We start from the raw sequence: 18016 nt of genomic DNA on the forward strand, positions 1-18016 counted from the left end.
TACCGGAAATCCGGCGGCGACTGATTCAAAGGCTCGCTGCGCCCCAAAGATGCGCGCGGTGCGGAGCGACGGTGCGGGCGCTCGTGCCGATATGAACGTGTGGGTGGATGTGGCAGAGTAGTGCTAGGGCTGCGTGGTTCGTCGGGAATCTTCGACGCGTGCGGGTCCGTGTTCACGTTGCAGAGCAAGCCCGACGAACCGGCCCGAAGGCTCGTCCACGTCAAGCCCGCGGCCGAGTCCACTGGCGGGATGATCGAGCCCTTCTACCTCCGATTTGAAGACGTCGCGATCGGCAACGATCCCAAGGGAGGCGTGCGGGTCGTGTACCGGAGCGCGGAGCAGGAGCAGGACCAGAAACAGAAGCACGATCCGAAGCTGGAACGCCTGATGCGTAAGGTCCTGGCGTACGTGAAAGACCACGAAGGATGCGCCGCGCGGACGCTCGTGGCCGGAATCGATGGCAGTAGCAACAATACCTACGGTGCTCGCGACGAGCTGGAGCGGCGCAAATATGTGCGCGTCGACAGGCCAAAGGAGAGGCGCAAGCCCGTCTGTCACTACATAACCCCTGCCGGCCTCGCGTGGTTGGCGGGTGAGGCTCCACCGGCAACGCCAGGCCCCGCAGACGCACCCGAACGCGAGCCCGACCCCGGCCCGCAGTAGCGGGCGAGCGGCCCGCGCGCGGCCCGAGGATGCCCGTGGACGCCTCGGGCGACGGGCGACGGGCGGACGGTCGCGGCGAGCTCGCAAGGCCCACGACGGGCCAGACATGCGGCGAGGAAGGCCCTACGGGTCCGGCCCCCTCGTCGTGCTGCACCTTGACGCCGGTCCCCGCTTGTGCTCGTCTGTACGGGCTTTAACAAAAGCGGAGCCCGCCCGGTGCTGCAAACGCCGAACGGGCCCCTTGCCGAACCCCGATTGCACCGAGGTCCAGCCATGCGCACCATACCGCCCGCGTGGGCGAGATCCAGCCATTTTTTAAGCGCGGAGGTCCTGTAATATGGGCCGCCGTCGCACTGGTAACATATTGCCCGAGGGTGACCATTACGTGGCTCGCGTCCTTCTGGACGGTCGCTACGTGCGGATCCACCTCTCCCCGGGCATGTCCGAAGCGCGCGCCCGTGAGTCTGCGCAGTTCTACACGGACAATCCCGACCGGGCACGCGCACGCCTTGAAGAGCAGGCGCGCGAGCGCACCAAAGCCGCACCCATACCGAAGGGCGAGACCTTCGCAGAGTACCTCGAACGGTGGCTGAAAGACCGCGACGAGCGCGGCTACTCGAACGTAGGAAGCGACCGTTCGGCGTTCAAGCTGCACGTCCTGCCGCACATCGGCACAAAGCCGATCACAGCGATCACGCGTGGAGACCTTGAAAAGCTCGTGCAAGCCCTCGACGGGCAGATCGCCCGAAAGGAGTATTCATGGCAGAGCGTGTCGAAGCTATGGCTTGCCGTCGGAAAGCTCTTCAAGGATGCGTCCGCCTCCAAGAACCTCGCGCTGCGCGTGCGCGCGGATAACCCGGCGCTTGGCATCACGCCCCCCGACCGGGGGACCGAGAAGTCAAAAGCCTACCTCTATCCGGACGAGTTCCTGAAACTCGCATCGTGCGAAGGTGTAGACCTGGAATTGCGACGCCTCTACACGCTCGCAATTTATCTCTATTGCCGCGTCTCGGAAGTGCTGCAACTGAGGTGGACAGACATCGATCTGGAACACGGCGTCGCGCACATCCGGCGCAGCTACGATCGCCAGCGGAAGCAGGAGAAGGGCACGAAGGGCAAGCGCCCGCGTGGGTTCCGGATAGAGCCGAACCTGCTCCCCCTGCTGCACGTGCTGTACGCGGAGCGCGATGACAGCGGGTTCGTGATACGCGTCCGAAATTGGGCGATGGCCCGGCGCTTCCGCAAGGCCCTGACGCAGGCCGGAATCACCCGGCCGGATCTCTTCATTGCCGACGAACTACACAAGCGTATTACTTTCCACGATCTTCGTGCCACAGGTTTGACCTGGATGGCATTGCGCGGCGACACGCCGCACGTCATCATGCAGCGCGCTGGACATCGGAATTTCGAGACGACGATGCTCTGCATTCGCGAGGCGGAGTCGGTGACGGGCAACGTGGGCGAGCCCTTCCCGCCGTTGCCCGCCTCCCTTCTCGGCTCGACCATGGAGCCCCCCCGGGCGAGCGGGGATTTGTCGGGGAATCTGTCGAGGGTTCCGCGCAGCGTGCGCGAAACCGCTGGAATCATAGGGCAAGCGAAGCGATCGCTATATCCTTCTCCAGGATGTGGTGTGCCTGGTACGATCCGCCGAGGTTCTTCGTGAACTCGCGCATGATCTCATAGCTTGCGATCGCGCCGTTCTGCTCCAGCGCATGCGCGATGTCCGCCCCGTACTGCTTCGCCAAAAACTCCGCCGTCTCCTTCGACAGCTCCTCGGTTCCCTGGAGGATGAGCGGCGCCTTCTTCGCGCACGCCTCCTCCAGCTTCTTCGCGAACTTGTCAGCCTGTCCGAGCAGCACGCCCGAGGCGATCGCCGCGGTGGCCACCGCGGCCTGGACGATCGGGTTGTCGACGCCGTCCTCGTTCGTGCCCCCGATGATCCCGAACTGCTTGCCGTCCTTCCGCGAAAGGTCCGCGTTGAGCTCGCCGTTCGCGATGGCGGCGGCGATCGCGAGCTCCTGCGCGATCTCTTCGAGCCGCGTCTTCGGCTTGCCCTTGCCGGTCCCTCGGCCCTTGCACCCCTCCGTCGTCTGCTCGCACGGGACCGCGCTCACGAGCGGTCGCCCTTGCCGGTGCTGAAGCTCCGGCAGCGCGCCACCTCGATCCACCATCGTGCACTGCTCGTCCACGCACTTCGGCGGGTGCACCTCGTCCCGCTTCGGTAAAACGCCCTCCGACGGCAACTGCGGCTCGTTCGAAAGCACGCCCTGCGGTGGAGGCGGCGCTGCCCTCGGCTTCTCCGGCGGACGCTCCGGCATCTTCTTCACGCCCGGCGGCACGACGTCCCCCTGCGCGTCCTTGACCTGCTCGGACGGCGGCTTCTTCGACGCCGAGGCCTCGGCAGGCGCGGACGTCCGCAGGACACTTCAGATTGTTGTGCGGCGGCGGTAAAAACCGGACGTTTTCGGGCGGTGCGTAGGGGTCGTAGACGAAGACCGTGAGGCCATTCGTCTGTGAAGACCGCCCAGTCTTTCGTGATGACGGTCGCGCTTCCCGACAGGGCAAACCGATCCATCTTCGGATGCCCCGGGAGCCTCACACAGACGGGGATCTCCGCGCGCGCGACCGTCGGAATGCACAGGGCGAGAAGAACGAGCGGCAAGCACCAGGCAACGATGAAACGAAGCATCGGCAGACCCCTCGGTGAACGCAGCGACCCGTGGAACCGGCGTGCAGCGTTCGTGCACGACGGGATACGGCCTCGCCGAGCCCTCGGCGACACGCTCACGCGACGCGCGCCCGCCGCGCCCATCCGTGGAAAGGCACTTGCACGCCGCGCAAAGCACCTCTCCACGACCCGGGCTCGTACAGCACATCACGCACAAGCGCCTTTCCGCGACGTTGGAAAGGCACTTGCTCGCCGCGCAGCCGGCGTTCCAACCTGGCGGAAGAACCTCCGCACGCCGCGCGAACGCCGTCCCTCTGCTCTGGAACCCCCGTTTCCCGACGGGAAGACGCGCCCCCCGCGATATCTCCCCGGCTATCCTTCCGCGCCCTCCGCCGGGGCGGCCTCTTCGCCTGCCTCCGCCGCCTCGCCCGGCGCGGTGGTGCTCGGCCGGAAGAACGAATCCGCGGCCTTCTTGTCGCCGAGGATCTGAAGCAGCTTTGCGTGCACATCCAGGCGACGCTTGTCGATGTGCAGCTTGAGCTGACGCAGCTTCGACCGGGCGAGCGACAGCGAGACCTCCGCCGTGTCGACCGCGGCGTCGGCCTTCTCCAGCGCGTCGATATCCTCTTTCAGCCCGACCTCGTATTGCGCCCGGAGCGGGTGGCCGTCCGGCAGCGCGCCGAGCTCGTCGGCGATTCGCTTGTTCTCCTTGAGCTGGCGATCCAGGGCCATCTTCGTCACCTGGCTCGGATTCGCGTTCGGGAACAGCAGCGCATAGACCTCCTTGTCCGTCGCGCGCGCCACGCCGCCGAGCTCGAGGGTCTTCTTGTCGACTTTCCGATCCCGCCTCGCGCGGAGCGCGAGCGCGACGACGAGCAGATTCTCGGCCTCCTCGAACGCAGCACGCTCGGTCTGAAGCTGCTGGAGGACGTCGAGCACGGCGGGCGCGAGGTCCCTGACCTCGGGGCGCTCCTCCTCGGCGTTGAGGCCGGCATACAAATAGATGAGATCCCAGCGGAATGTGGAGAGGGGTGATTTCGATCCCAGCAAACGCATGTGGGTGACGGTACAAGGACTGCCGACCAAAGTACAAGGGGAAACTTGGTCGTGCGTCGGGCTCGGTGGTAAGCGAGCGTCCCTCCAGAGACACGGAAAGGACGCGACGCAGTGAAGAAAAGGACCCTTCTCGCCTGCCTCCCCGGCATTCTCTTTCCATTCGGGTGCGGCGGCGCGGTCACGGACGAGATTGTCCCGGAGGCGCGGCGCGCGCCCCTCGGAGCGGCCGTCTTCTGGCAAAACATCGTCGAAGCCGAGGCCGACGGAAACCTCCTCCGTCGGCCGAACGGCGCGGGCTGGAATGCGGGCGCCTCCTCGACGCAATCCATCGTCGCGGGTGATGGATTCGTCGAGCTCTCCACCGGCGAGACCGACCGCGACAAAATGGCCGGCCTGAGCCACGGCGACGACCACCAGAGCTTCGGCGACATCGATGACGCCTTTTATCTGCGGGGCGACGGCGCCTTCGACATCTACGAGCAAGGCTATAGCCAGGGCACCTTCGGCACCTACCAGCCCGGGGACGCGCTCCGCGTCGAGGTCCACGACGGCGTGGTGCGATACCGCAAGAACGGGCTCGTCCTTCACACGAGCACGACCCCGCCGACCTATCCCCTCGTCCTCGACACGAGCCTCGCGAACGCCGGCGCGACCATCACCCAGGCGCAGATCGAGACCTGCACGCCCGGGGACACGAGCTGCATCCCCGACGTGTGGTGGAGAAACGTCCGGTATGCGACCGCCGACGGAAACGCGCTCACCCGGGACCCTCACATCGGCGCCAGTTGGTCCTCCGGTGCTTCCTCCGTGCAATCGATCAGCGACGGGGATGGGTTCGTAGAATTCTCCACCGACGAGACCCACCTCGACAAGATGGCCGGCCTGAGCCACGGCGACGACCATCAAAGCTTCGGCGACATCGATTACGCCTTTTACCTCCGCAGCGACGGCGCCCTCGACATCTACGAGCAAGGTTACAGCCAGGGCACCTTCGGAACCTACCAGGTCGGCGACGCCTTCCGCGTCGAGGTCCAGGACGGCGTGGTGCGATATCGCAAAAACGGCATCGTCCTTCACACGAGCACGACCCCGCCGACCCATCCCCTCGTCCTCGACACGAGCCTCGCCAACGGCGCCGGGACGATCACCGCCGCGCAGATCGTCTCCTGCGCATCCGGCGACACGAACTGCATCCCCGACGTATGGTGGAAAAACGTCCGGTATGCGACCGCCGACGGAAACACGCTCACGCGGGACCCTCACATCGGCGTCAGCTGGTCCACCGGTGCTTCCTCCGTGCAATCGATCAGCGACGGCAATGGCTTCGTCGAATTCTCCACCGCCGAGACCCACCTCGACAAGATGGCCGGCTTGAGCCACGGCGACGATCATCAAGGCTTCGGCGACATCGATTACGCGTTCCATTTGCGAAGCGACGGATACCTCGACATTTACGAGCAGGGCTGGCACCAGGGCACCTTTGGAAGCTACCGGGCAGGCGACATCTTCCGTGTCGAGGTCGAGGACGACGTGGTGCGTTACCGCAAAAACGGGCTCGTCCTTCACACGAGCACGACCCCGCCCGCCTATCCCCTCGTCCTCGACACGAGCCTCGCCAACGGCGCCGGGACGATCACGGACGCCCGCGTCGTGAGCTGCGCGGCTCTCGACACGACGTGCATCCCCGCCGTGTGGTGGAAAAACGTCCGTTATGCCGCGACAAACGGGACGACCCTCACGCGAAACCCGCACGTCGGCACCAGCTGGTCCGCCGGGGCCTCCTCGGTCAAGGACATCGACGAGGGCGACGGTTACGTCCAGTTCTCCACGAAGGAAGCCAATCTCGACAAGATGGCCGGCCTCGGCCACGGCGACGCCCACCAGGGCTTCGGGGACATCGAGTACGCGCTCCACCTGCGCAGCGACGGGTTCCTCGACATTTACGAGCAGGGCTGGCACCAGGGCACGTTCGGCGCATACAAGGCCGGCGACGTCTTCCGCATCGAGGTCCACGACGAACAGGTGCGATACCGAAAAAACGGCCGCGTCCTGCACACGAGCCTGACGCCCCCCACGTATCCCCTCGTCCTCGACACGAGCCTCGCGAACGGCAGCGGGAGCGTCACCCGCGCGCGCGTCGTGCGTTGCGCCCCTGGGGACACGCTCTGCATGCCCGCGGTGTGGTGGAAAAACGTCCGTTATGCGACTGCGGGCGGGCGCTCGCTCACGCGCGACCCGCACGTCGGCACCAGCTGGTCCGCCGGCGCGTCCTCGGTCCAGGAAATCGGGCCCGAGGGCGGCGCCGTGGAGTTCTCCACCAAGGAGACGAACCTCGACAAGATGGCCGGTCTGAGCGAGGGCGATACCGATCAAGGGTATGTGGACATCGATTACGCGTTCCACTTGCGGAGCGACGGCTACCTCGACATCTACGAGAGAGGCTGGCAGCAAGGCACATTCGGCACCTACCAGGCCGGCGACGTCTTCCGCGTCGATGTGCAGAACGACGAAGTGCGTTATCTCCACAATGGCGCCTTGCTCCGCACGAGCCCGACGCCGCCGACGTATCCGCTCGTGCTCGACACGAGCCTCGCGAACGGCGCCGGGACGATCACGAATGCGCGCCTCGGCGACGGCGACGAGCCGACGCCGGAGAGCACGTGCACCGCCCTCCTGGACCTCCCGGCTTGTAATGCCGCGGGCTGCGCGTGGTACTCCTGCGACGAGAGTTGCCATTCGCAGGACGCCGATCCCGAGCTCGTTTGTCCGGGTGGCGGAGCCTGCAACGACGACGGGACGGGGTGGACCCCGCCTTCGGGCGCGACCACCAAGCCTGCCGGCTTCGTGCTCGTCCCTCCCTGGGCCGACGGCGGCGAACACCTCGTGCTGAACGGGTATGGCCGGCACTGCCACAAGAACAAGGACCATTATTCGCTCGACTTCGATATGGATACGGGAACGGCCGTGTTCGCCGCGGCGCCCGGAACGGTCATGAAGGCGGGTTATGCAGGAAAGCTCGGGTGCACGTTCAAGAGCTACGGCAACTACGTCCTCATCGACCACCACAACGGCTATCAGACGCTCTACGCCCACCTGAACACGATCGCCGTCGAGGAGAATGATCCGGTCGACGTCACGACGCGGATCGGGACCTCCGGCGACAGCGGCGGCTTCGATTGTACGGGCACCTGCGCGTCTTCGTGCCAGGAAACCTCGACGCCGACGTGTGAATGCGATCCGACCCCCCAGGACACGCCGCATCTCCACTTCACGCTCTACCAGGGCGCGACCTTGCCCTCGACCGGCAACCCTGTCGATCCCATGCCCTTCCTGAGCTGCACCAAAAATGGTGGACAGGCCCCGTGCAGCGACATCGACCCCTGGGACGATAAACTGCAAAAGGACCGGGCGCCGGTGGCCCTCGTCGAGGACCGTGCAGCGAACACGCTGCACCTCTTCGCGCGCGGAGAATCCAGCAAGATGTGGCACTGTGAGCTCACCCGGAACGGCGCGACACTCCTTTGCAATGGCTGGACCGACATCGGCGGAGTCCTCACGACGGGGCCGGAGGCCGTATGGGACAGCGTGGCCGGTGGACCACGCGCCTTCGTTCGCGGCATCGACGGCCAGATTTGTGATGCGAGCCGACCGAGCCCCGGGAGCGCCTTCCACTGGACATGCGCGAGCAACAGCGACATGCGCGGTCGCCCCAAGCCCTTCTTCAACGCGGCCGCTCAGCGCACCGACGTCTTCTTCCGCGCCTCGAACGATGGCCTGTACACCATCGCCAGGAGTGCCCAGGGATATGGCTCGATCACGCAGCTCGCGGGCACTCTATCGAGCGAGCCGACGGTCTCCGGCTGGGGGATTCCCCAGGTGTTTTTCGTGGATGGATCCCATCGACTGAACACCCTCGCGCCCAATGCCACCGGCGCATGGCCCGCGGCGGCAACCTACGTCGGCGATAGTGGTGTCGTCGTCGACAGCCCCGCGGCGCTGGTCCAGGTCCACGCGGCGCCTGATTCCAGCCAAGCTCATGTCTTTGCGCGTGACGGCGACAATGACGCCATGATCAGCGCGGCGTATTTCTTCACGACCCCGCCGAGCCAGGCTTCGTGGTCCAATCACGCGAGGATCCTGACAGCGACGCCAGCGCTCGGGCTCAACGTCGACGGCCGCCTCAGCGTGCTCGTGCGCGACACGTCGAACCGGATCCGCGAACATGTCGAGGGGCAATTCGGCGATCCCATGGGGACCACGGTCGCCACCAGCACGCCCGTGGTGAGCCGCGTCGGGGATGGCCGCCTCGTCGTCTTCATCTGGTCCGGGACCGAGCTCTACTACGCCGTGCAAACCGACGCAGGCTCGACGGTTTGGTCCCCCTGGACCAAGCTCGCTTTGCCGGCGGGTTTCTGAACGCTCCGGCCAAAAACTAGCCACCTCCCCACGCCCCCGGCTACGCTCCCCTGGCCCCTCGTGGGCTCGGGTGACCTCATGGCCGTTCAAATCGCTACCGGCGCCACCGCAATGTGCAGCTTCGGCATGGCGCCCGCCTCGATCATGGTCCTGCCTGCGAACATGGTCAATGCGACCACGTCCGCCGCGAACATCGCCGACATGGTGACCGCGACGAACGTCCTGCCTTTTGGCGCTTGCACATCGCTCGCGAATCCCACGGTCGCTTCGGCCACCGCCGCCGCCTTGGGCGTCCTCACCCCCATGCCCTGCGTCCCCGTCCCCGCGGGCACGTGGCTCCCCGGCAGCACCAAGGTCATGCTGAAAAGCCTGCCCACCCTCCACAACTCCTGCAAGCTCATGTGTTCGTATGGCGGCGTGATCCAGATCCTCAGCCCGGGCCAGTTCAAGGTCATGGCCGGCGGATGAGCCCCCCGTGACCGCGCTCTCGTCCGGGAACCTGCTCCTCGAATTCACCCGCACCGCGCAGGCCGACGAATCGTTTGTCTTGCCGGACGGCGAGGTCACGTATGTCCTGCGCACCGAGGGCGGCGGCGCCGAGACCATCACGATCGACTGGACGCCCGCGCTCTTCGCCGACCTCGACGCCGTCCGCCGCCCCGGCTGCGATCCCGCCACAGTCCAGCGCCTCGGCCGCGCCCTCCGGCGATTCCTCGCGCCCGCGGGATGGGCTCGCCACGAAGAAGACATCCTCGCCGCCTCCTCGCGCGGCGATCCGGTCAGGATCACGTTCCGCTCGAATGCCGCGGAGCTTTATGCGTTGCCCTGGGAGCTCCTGACGCTCAAATCGAGCGGCCAGCACCTCGGCGAGCTCCCCGAGGCCCTCGTCCGTTATGCCTGGCCCGAGAGCACCACGCGCCCCGAGGATCCCTCGCCTTTGCCCGAGGGCGGGCGAATCCTCTTCGGCTGGTCCGCCGTCGCCGGCGCCGTGCCCCTCGCCGAGCAATCGAATGCCCTCCGCGCCGCCGCCGAGCGTGGTCATCATTCCTTCGATCCCGCCCGCGACGTGATCGACCACCTCTCGCTCGGCCGCCTCTCCCGCGCCCTCGAAAAAGCCTCCGCGTCGGGAGAAAACATCAACGTCCTCCACCTCCTCTGCCACGGCACCCAGGTCGGACAAACCCACGGCCTCGCCTGGGACGCGGACGACGGCAGCGGCGAGCGCGTCTTGCTCGACGCGGGCAAACTAAGGCAGCTCCTCGCACCCCACGCGGGTCGCATTCGCCTCGTCGTGCTCTCCGCCTGCGACAGCGGCAATCCCGGGCAGATCGGCAATCACCTCGGGAGCGTCGCCCAGAACCTCCACCAGGCCGGCATCCAGGCCGTCGTCGCCTCCCGCTTCCCCCTCTCCGTCCCGGGCTCCATCACCTTCACCGAAACCTTTTACGACAAACTCCTCGTCGAGCCCGCGTCCGTCGAAGACGCGCTCCTCGCCGCCCGGCAGCGCCTCCTCCGCGAAGGCGCGGGAAGGCTCGACTGGGCGAGCCTCACCCTGCACGCGCGCCCCGAGGACGGCGACGATACCCGCCCGATCGCCTTTCGCCCTTATCGAGGCCTCCTCGCCTTCCACGCCGCGCATCGCCGGTTCTTCTTCGGCCGCGAGGCCGAAATCGAGGAGACGCTCGCCGACCTCGCGGCCCTCGCCGCCTCGGGAAAACCTCGTTTCCTCGTGGTCGCGGGCGCCTCGGGCACCGGTAAATCCTCCATGGTCCTCGCCGGCGTCGTCCCGCGCCTGCTCGATCGCGGCGCCGCGCGCGAAGGTGCCGTGGACGCCGAGGATTTCAACCGCGCGATCGAGCGGCTCGCGCACCTCCTCGGGCGCAGGAGCTTGGGCGCCACGGCGCAACAAGCGCTCTCCGTGCTCCACCGCGAAATCACGACGCTCGCCACGGCCGCGGGCGGCGCGTGGGAGGCCGTCGTCATGCGCCCCGGCGCTTCTCCGCTCGCCGCCCTCGAATCGGCGCTCGCGGCGCGCCGCGACAAGGACATTCCTTTCCTCCTCGTCGTCGATCAATTCGAGGAAATCTTCACCCACGTACACGATCCTGCCGAGCGGCAGGCGTTCGTCGCCGAGCTCTGGAAGCGCTGCGGCGGCGAGGACGCCATCCATTGCGTCACCAGCATGCGCGTCGATTTCGTGGGCGAGTGCGGGCAGATCGTGCTCGACGCGAGCACGGGCCTAAGGCTCGATCGCGTCGCCTACGACGAGGCGCACCGCGTCTTCGTCGCGCAGATGGGCCCCGCGCAGCTCCGCACCGTGATCGAGGAGCCCGCGCGCAAGGTCGGCCTCTCCCTTTCCCAGGGGCTCGCGAGCCGCATCATCGCCGAGGTCGGCGCCGAGCCCACGGCCCTGCCGCTCGTCGAATACGTCCTCGACCTCCTCTGGCAAAAACGCCAGGGAACAACCCTCGACGCGGCCCGGTACGAGGAGCTCGGCGGCGTGTTCGGCGCGCTCGAACGAATGGCGGACGCCGTCGTCGACGAGCTCGACGAGCCCTCGCAAAAGCTCGCGCGCCGGCTCTTCTCGCGCCTCACCCATTTCGGCGAGGGCGGCGCCTCGAACACGCGCCGCCGCGTCCCCCTCGCGCGCATCCTCCCCGCCGATCCGGAGAAGCGCGCGCGCTTCGAGGCCTTGCTCGAACGATTCATCGACGCGCGCCTCGTCTCGCGTCAGGACGAAGGCGGCCGCATCGTGGTCGAGGTCGCGCACGAGGCCTTGCTCCGGCGGTGGAAACGCCTCGCGGCCTGGCTCGCCGAGGATCGGGCGCGCGTCGTCGAAATCGGCAAGCTCGAGCGCTGGGCCGCCGATTTCAAGGCCCACGTCGCCCTCCTTCGCGGCGCCCAGCTCGGGTATGCCAAGCAGATCCGCGCGCAGGCCGAGGACGAGCTCGACGACGACACGCGCGCCATGATCGAGGCGAGCGAACACGCGGAGGAAGCCGAAGCCGAAAAAGCACGCGCGAAGCAGAGCGTGGAGCGGCGCAAGCTCTACGCCGGCGCCGCGGGCGCGGTGATCGTGGCCGTCGCCATGACGCTCCTCGCGCTCCAGACGACCCGGGCCAAAGCCGAGGCCGACGCCTCGAGGAAGCAGGCGGAGCAGGGTCGCGCCGAGGCTGAAAAAGCGCACGAGCAGGCCGACGCGGAGCGCGAGATCGCCGAAAGGCAATTGCGCATCGGCGGCGCCTTGAACCTCGTCGCGCGCAATCAGCACGCGGCCGCCGCGTCCGTCGTGTCGGAGCGAAGCGGCCCGTTCCCCGAGCTCCTCACGGATTTCAGGCACCTCTCGCTGGCGCAGCGCCTCCTCGCTTTGCCCATTCCGAAGGTCACGCTCGCCGGGCACCACGAGAAGTTGTGGCACGCCGCCTGGTCCCCGGATGGACGCCGCTTCGTCACGGCCTCGGAGGACAAAGTGGCCTACCTCTGGGACGGCAATGGCCGGGGCAAACCCATCGCCTTGCGGCACGACGGGCCGCTCACCTCGGCCGTCTTCGACGCCCAGGGGCGCCGCGTGCTCACCTCCTCCACGAATGGCGTCGCGAAGATCTGGGACGTCTCCGGCCCGGCGCCCCGCGTCCTCTCCGAGCTCCGCGGCAAGACGCGCGGCTTATGGACGGCCGCCTTCTCCCCCGACGGGACACGCGTGGCCACCGCGACGGTCGAGGGCGCGATCGAGATGTGGGACCTCTCCGCGGTCACCGGCCCCGTCCTCGAAACCAGTTTGACCGGGCACACGCGCGTGGTCTCGTGGATCGAATTCGATCCCTCGGGCGAGAAGCTCGTGAGCTCCTCCTGGGACCGAACAGCGTGCATCTGGGACGTCCGGAGAGGGACACGCGCCTGCCTCGAAGGGCACACGGGCCCCGTCATGTCGGCCGCATTTTCCCCCGACGGCAAGGTCGTCGTCACCGCTTCGACCGACGGCACCGCGCGCATCTGGGACGTCGCGACCCGCAAGGAGATGGTTGCCCTGCGGGGCCATTTGGGCCCGCTCAACCAGGCGGTCTTTCATCCCAAGAGCAGCCGCGTCGTCGCCACGGCGAGCGACGACAACACGGTCCGATTCTGGACGAAAGAGGACGTGGGGCCGGGCGCGCGCGCTGCCGGGGTCGCCTCCTACACGGAGCTCGCGGACCTGGATGGCCACGAGGCCGACGTCACCACCGTCGCCTTCTCGCCGGACGGAGAGCGGCTCCTGACGGCCTCCTGGGACGAGACGGCGCGCATCTGGGACCTCGCGCGCCTGCCGCGGCGCGTCCTTCCACGGATCCTCGGGCATTACGTGACGGGCGCGAGCGAGAGCCCGACCCAGGACCACCTGCTCCAGACCACGCCCGAGGGCGAGCTCGCCCTGTATCGCCTGCCTCCGAATCCCGAGGTCTACGAGGGCGTCCACCGGCTCGGCCTCCTCTCCCATGGAAAGAGGCGAATCCTATCGGTTGCGTGGAGCCGCGACGGGAGCCGCCTCGTCACCGGCGACGAGGTGGGCGGCGTGGCCATCACGCCCATCGAGCCTCGCACCGCGCCCCCGTCGCTCCCCGTCCTGCACACGCGAATGCTCCCCGCGCATCACCAGGCGCCCATCCTCGCGCTCGCCTGGAATGCGGACGGCAACCAATTCGTCAGCGTCGCCGCCGAGAAGGCGCCGCTCGTATGGGACGCGAACCATCCCGAACGTCCCCCGATCCCCGTCACGGCCTCCGCCGAGGGATGCGAGGATCCCGGCGCCTCCGCGGCACGTGCGCAAGTTTCTGCGAATTCGGGCGACTTCACGTCCGTCGCGTGGAGCGGCAAACCGGGCGCGCGCCATATCGTCCTTGGTCGCGAAGACGGCTGCGCCTGGTGGGTCGACCTCGATGGCCGGGAAAAACCCGTGGTGCTCGGCCGCCACCAAGCCGCACTCACCGCCGTCGCCTTGTCACCCGATGGCGAGCGCGTCGCCACGGCCTCGCAGGACAGGACCGTGCGCGTCTGGAAACGCGACGGCACCTACGTCGAGCTCGCGCATCCGGCGCCGCTCCTCTCCGTCGCGTTCGATGCGCGCGGCGAGCGCGTGATCACGCGGGCCCGGGACAACACGGTCAACGTGTGGAGGGTCGACGGTTCCGGCCAGGTGTTCGCCCTGGCAAACGACGCCGCGACCTTCCCCATTGCAGCCTTCGACGTGAAGGGAAATGGAATCCTCACCGTGGACGCGCGTGGCTTCCTCCAGCGCTGGAACGCCGAGCCCGCCGCCATCGTCGCGAGCCTCGAGCGCGCGAACGACGACTGCGCCACCGCGGCGCTCCGCGAGCGTTACCTGGCCGAGGCCGAGGACGACGCGATCAAGGGCTGCCGCGCGTGCGCCGAAAAGCAAGGGCTCGACCCGGACAATTGCACGCACGACCTGAAGACCGGCGCGCTCGGGCCCCGGAAATGATACCGTCCCTGTGAATCGAGGACGCCATGCCCGCGAATGACCTCCACCTCCTCCTCAGCCACGACGACGACGAGGGTGGCGCCTTCCTCGAAGGCGGCTTGCCCGCGGACGCGGCCGCGCAGCACGAAGAGCGCCCCGAGGCGCGCCCCGGCCCGACGCACCTCTGGGACGAAGGAGACGACCCGGACGACCTCGTCGCCCAGCGCTGGGGCGTGATCGTACCGGAAGGCCAAACGGGCGATCGACTGCTGGAGCTCGCGCGTCCCCTCCTCGAAGCGCGCCGCGCGGCCCAGGGGGGCCACGAAATCAAGGTGTTCCGCGCGCCCGCGCGCCTCGACATGGCGGGCGCCGCGCGCTGGCGCAAGGATGTCTTCGATCGGGGCGCCGACCTCGCCGTCGATCTGCCGCGTTATCAGCTCATCCTCGGCGATCTCGATCAGGTCCCCTTCGCCATCCAGCAGGTCCAGCAATCGGACGGGTTCGTCGGGCGAATCGCCTTCCCGGACGAACGCGGCTACGAGGCCTACGTCCACAAGATCCTCGCCGCCGAGCGCGCGGCCGCGCTGCCTTCGCCCCCGCACGCCACGTTTTACACCGTGCACGACGGCACGGCGGCGACGACGGCGACGTACCGCGCGCTCGTGCGTCCGGGGCTCGATCTCGTGCGCCGCCGCCTCGAGGCGGGGCAATTCCCCGCGAGCACGATTGAAGAGCGGGGGCGTGCCGACGTGCCTTCCCCCGACGAGCTCTTCGAGGTCGCGTCCCGCCCCGACCCGGGCGTGCTCTTCAGCGTCAGCCACGGCGCCGGCGCGCCGCGCGAGGGCTGGAAGAACTTCGCCGAGCAACGCGCGCGTCAAGGGGCCATGCGATTCGGCCGCGAGGGCACGTTCGCCGCGAGCGAACTCGGCGAGCGCCCCTTCGCGCCGGGCGGCGTCTGGTTCATGGTCGCCTGTTATGGCGGCGGCACGCCGGATCGCAGCGCCTACCGCCACTGGCTCGAACGATTGCAGAAGCTCGGCCATTACGGCGGCGAGGCCGAGGAGGTCCTCAAGGCACTCCCTCGCAATGCGCCGCCCTTCATCGCGTCGCTCCCCCGCGCGGCGCTGGCGAACCCGAACGGCCCCCTCGCATTCCTCGGGCACGTCGATCTCGCCTGGACCTACAGCTTCGAGGAGCGCGATGCGGGCACGCCGATCGCCCGCCCGGCGCGCTTCATGTCGGTCGTGCGTTCGCTCGTGCGTGGCGACCGCGTCGGCCTCGCGTTCCGCGAGCTCGTGCGATTCTTCGAGCAGGCGAACACGGAGCTCACGAGCCTCTACGACCACGAGGCGAGCGGAGGCCGGCGCGACGAGGTGCGGCTCGGGCATCTCTGGATGCTCCGGCAGGACCTCTCGGGATACATCCTCCTCGGCGATCCCGCGGTGCGCCTGCGTGTTCCAAAGGCGCAAAAGAGCACGCCCGTCGAGCCCCCCGCCCCGACGGCGGCGAACATTCTCGGGTTTGGCCAGGCACAGGCGCCCGCGCCTGCCCCCGCGCCTGCCCCCGCGCCGATTGCGCAGGTCGAACCCGTCGCGCTTCCCATGGAGCTCGAGCGCCTCGAAGAGGCCTTCGGCCACATGCTCGTGGGCGAGCGCGGGCACAAGGAGATCGCCAAGGAATACGGCATCGAGCTCGGAGAGCTGCGCAAGCTCTTCGACCGGTACAAGAAGGGTGGGCGCGGATCACTCGGGCATACCTGAAATGCGTTCGCTCCCGCGAATCCTCTCGCTCTCGCTCGCCGCGCTCCTCGCGTTCGCCGCCCCCGCGCGCGCGGACGACATCGCCTTGCCGCGATTCCAGCCCGCCTTCGCCGGCGACCGGATGCTCGGCGTGCAGTCTCCCTACGCCGCCGGTGATTTCACCTTCCACGGCATGTTGCTCGTGGATTACGCCAGGAACCCCTACGTCCTCAAGACGGACGACGGCGCCACGGCGTCGGAGATCGTGGGCCGGCAGCTCTTCCTCCACGCGAACGCCACCTATTCGATGTGGAATCGCCTGTCGGTGAACCTCGACGTGCCCGTCGCGCTCCTGCAGACGGGCGACGCCGACACATCCCCGACCACCGCCGCTTTCGGCGACATCCGCCTCGGCGCCCGCGTCCGCCTCTACGGCGCGTACGAGGACCCGTTGCAGGTAGGGATCGGCGGCTATTTCTGGATCCCCACCGGCACGGGCGCCTACGTCACCGATGGCTACGTGCGTGGCCTGCCGCAGCTCCTCCTCGGCGGACAGCTCGGGGACCGCTGGGTCTGGTCCTTCGCCGTGGGCCCCGAGATCCGCGACAAACGCGCGACGGACGACGGCGTCGTGCTGGGCACGGCCATCACCGGCGGCGCCGGCATCGCGGTCCTCCTCGGGCAGGACCGCGCCCTGCAAATCGGCCCGGAGCTCGACATCTCGCAGGTGCTCCTCGACGCGACGAGCCAGAATCGCAACATCGAGCTCTCGCTCCAGGGCCGATACCGGTTCCTCGACAACTATGAGGCGGGCATGAGCATCGGCGCCGGCCTGAGCGAGGGTGTCGGCACGCCTCTGTTCCGCGTGGTCGCGATGGTCGCCTACACGCCCTTCCTCTCGGAGCGCCTGCGGGACAGCGACGGAGACGGGATCTTGAACGATCAGGACGCCTGCCCCGAGGTCCGCGGCGATCGCAGCGTGTACGCCGTGGAGAATGGGTGCCCGTCCGTGTACCGCAAGCGCGCGAACGACGCCGACGGCGACGACGTCATCGATGATCAGGACGCCTGCCCGCGTGTCTACGGTATTCCGCAGAGCGACGAGACACGAAATGGCTGCCCGCTCGACGACGCCGAGGAGGCGGCGCTGCTCGAACAATACCGGGACAACCGCCCGGATTCGAAGGGCGACACCGACGGCGACGGCCTCGCCGACGACGTCGACGCCTGCCCCGCGGAGAAGGGCGCGCCGAGCGAGGTGGCCGCGAAGAACGGCTGCCCGGAGCTCGTGCGGGTCACGGACGGCGAGATCGTCCTCTTGCGCGAGCTCCTCTTCGACACGGGCCGGGCCACGTTACGCCCCTCGTCCCGGCAGATGCTGGAAGAGGTCGCCGAGGTCCTCTTCCAGCACCCCGAAATCACGCGGATCGAGGTGCAAGGCCACACCGACAATCGAGGAACGTTGCCGCGCAACGACGCGCTCGCACTGCAGCGAGCCCAGGCCGTGCGCGACCTGCTCGTTCGCCGCAGCATCGATCCGAAGCGCATCGTCATCAAAGCCTTTGGCCCGAACGCCCCGGTCGCGACGAACACGACGCCGGAGGGGAGGCAACGCAACCGGCGCGCGACGTTCGTCATCCTGGAGAAAACCCCTTCGCCCGCGCCTCCTTCTCCTTCCCCTTCAGGCGCCACGCCGGCGCCGTAGGTACGTTCGCCCACATGATCCGGACAAATCCGGACAAATTCGGACAAATTCGGACAAATCCCGCGAGATGTCCGGTCCTGCCGCCGTCTTGCACGTGAGCCATTTCACCACCTGAGCTCGACCCAAAGGTGGCGTGCACGCGTCTCCAGGTCGCGTGCACGCGTCTCCAGGTCGTGTGCACGCGTCGCCAAGTCACGCGGGCACGCCTTCCCCTCGTGCCCACGCGTCTCCGCGTCGCGGGCACGCACCGTCATGACATTCCCGAACGATCTCCACGTCATGCACGCGCGTCTCGACCTCACGCGCGCGCGCCT

At 67.9% G+C, this 18016-nt stretch carries 9 protein-coding genes; 7 read left to right on the forward strand and 2 right to left on the reverse strand.

Annotation, left to right across the window (positions count from 1 at the left end; all coding sequences use genetic code 11):
* Window positions 1–168 precede the first annotated feature (168 nt).
* Entirely contained in the window at window positions 169–663 is a 495-nt protein-coding gene (locus QHF83_RS26560; protein WP_282420744.1) for a hypothetical protein, read from the forward strand.
* Window positions 664–1102: 439 nt separating this feature from the next.
* Window positions 1103–2326 carry a site-specific integrase gene (locus QHF83_RS26565; RefSeq protein ID WP_282420745.1) on the forward strand — a complete coding sequence of 408 codons (1224 nt, stop codon included), beginning with the start codon at window positions 1103–1105 and terminating at the stop codon, window positions 2324–2326.
* Here the strand turns inward: QHF83_RS26565 and QHF83_RS26570 are convergent.
* Together QHF83_RS26570 and QHF83_RS26575 are read right to left on the reverse strand one after the other, a co-directional pair.
* Window positions 2247–2990 carry a hypothetical protein gene (locus tag QHF83_RS26570; RefSeq protein ID WP_282420746.1) on the reverse strand — a complete coding sequence of 248 codons (744 nt, stop codon included), beginning with the start codon at window positions 2988–2990 and terminating at the stop codon, window positions 2247–2249. The two genes, QHF83_RS26565 and QHF83_RS26570, sit on opposite strands and share 80 nt — an antisense overlap.
* A gap of 713 nt (window positions 2991–3703) precedes the next feature.
* A complete protein-coding gene (locus QHF83_RS26575) occupies window positions 3704–4387 on the reverse strand; it encodes a hypothetical protein (RefSeq protein ID WP_282420747.1) in 684 nt (227 codons plus the stop codon).
* Between the two features lie 111 nt (window positions 4388–4498).
* On the opposite strand from QHF83_RS26575, the gene QHF83_RS26580 reads away from it, so the two are divergent.
* From QHF83_RS26580 to QHF83_RS26600, 5 genes are all read left to right on the forward strand, one after another.
* Window positions 4499–8803: a peptidoglycan DD-metalloendopeptidase family protein gene (locus QHF83_RS26580; RefSeq protein WP_282420748.1), complete on the forward strand. Its 4305-nt coding sequence runs from the start codon at window positions 4499–4501 to the stop codon at window positions 8801–8803.
* Window positions 8804–8881: 78 nt separating this feature from the next.
* Window positions 8882–9271 (forward strand): DUF4280 domain-containing protein, encoded by a 390-nt coding sequence (locus tag QHF83_RS26585; protein ID WP_282420749.1) that lies wholly within the window; start codon window positions 8882–8884, stop codon window positions 9269–9271.
* A 7-nt stretch (window positions 9272–9278) separates the two neighbouring features.
* Window positions 9279–14279, forward strand: a complete 5001-nt coding sequence (locus tag QHF83_RS26590; RefSeq protein ID WP_282420750.1) for a CHAT domain-containing protein — start codon at window positions 9279–9281, stop codon at window positions 14277–14279.
* Between the two features lie 26 nt (window positions 14280–14305).
* The gene (locus QHF83_RS26595) at window positions 14306–16018 is read left to right on the forward strand and encodes a hypothetical protein (protein ID WP_282420751.1); all 1713 of its coding nucleotides are present in this window, start codon (window positions 14306–14308) and stop codon (window positions 16016–16018) included.
* Window position 16019: 1 nt separating this feature from the next.
* On the forward strand, window positions 16020–17702 hold the full coding sequence (locus tag QHF83_RS26600; RefSeq protein ID WP_282420752.1) for an OmpA family protein: 1683 nt from the start codon (window positions 16020–16022) through the stop codon (window positions 17700–17702).
* Window positions 17703–18016 lie beyond the last annotated feature (314 nt).

Origin of the sequence: Polyangium sp. 15x6, from assembly GCF_029960785.1 — a bacterium.
In the GTDB taxonomy this organism is placed as follows: Bacteria; Myxococcota_A; Polyangia; order Polyangiales; family Polyangiaceae; genus Polyangium.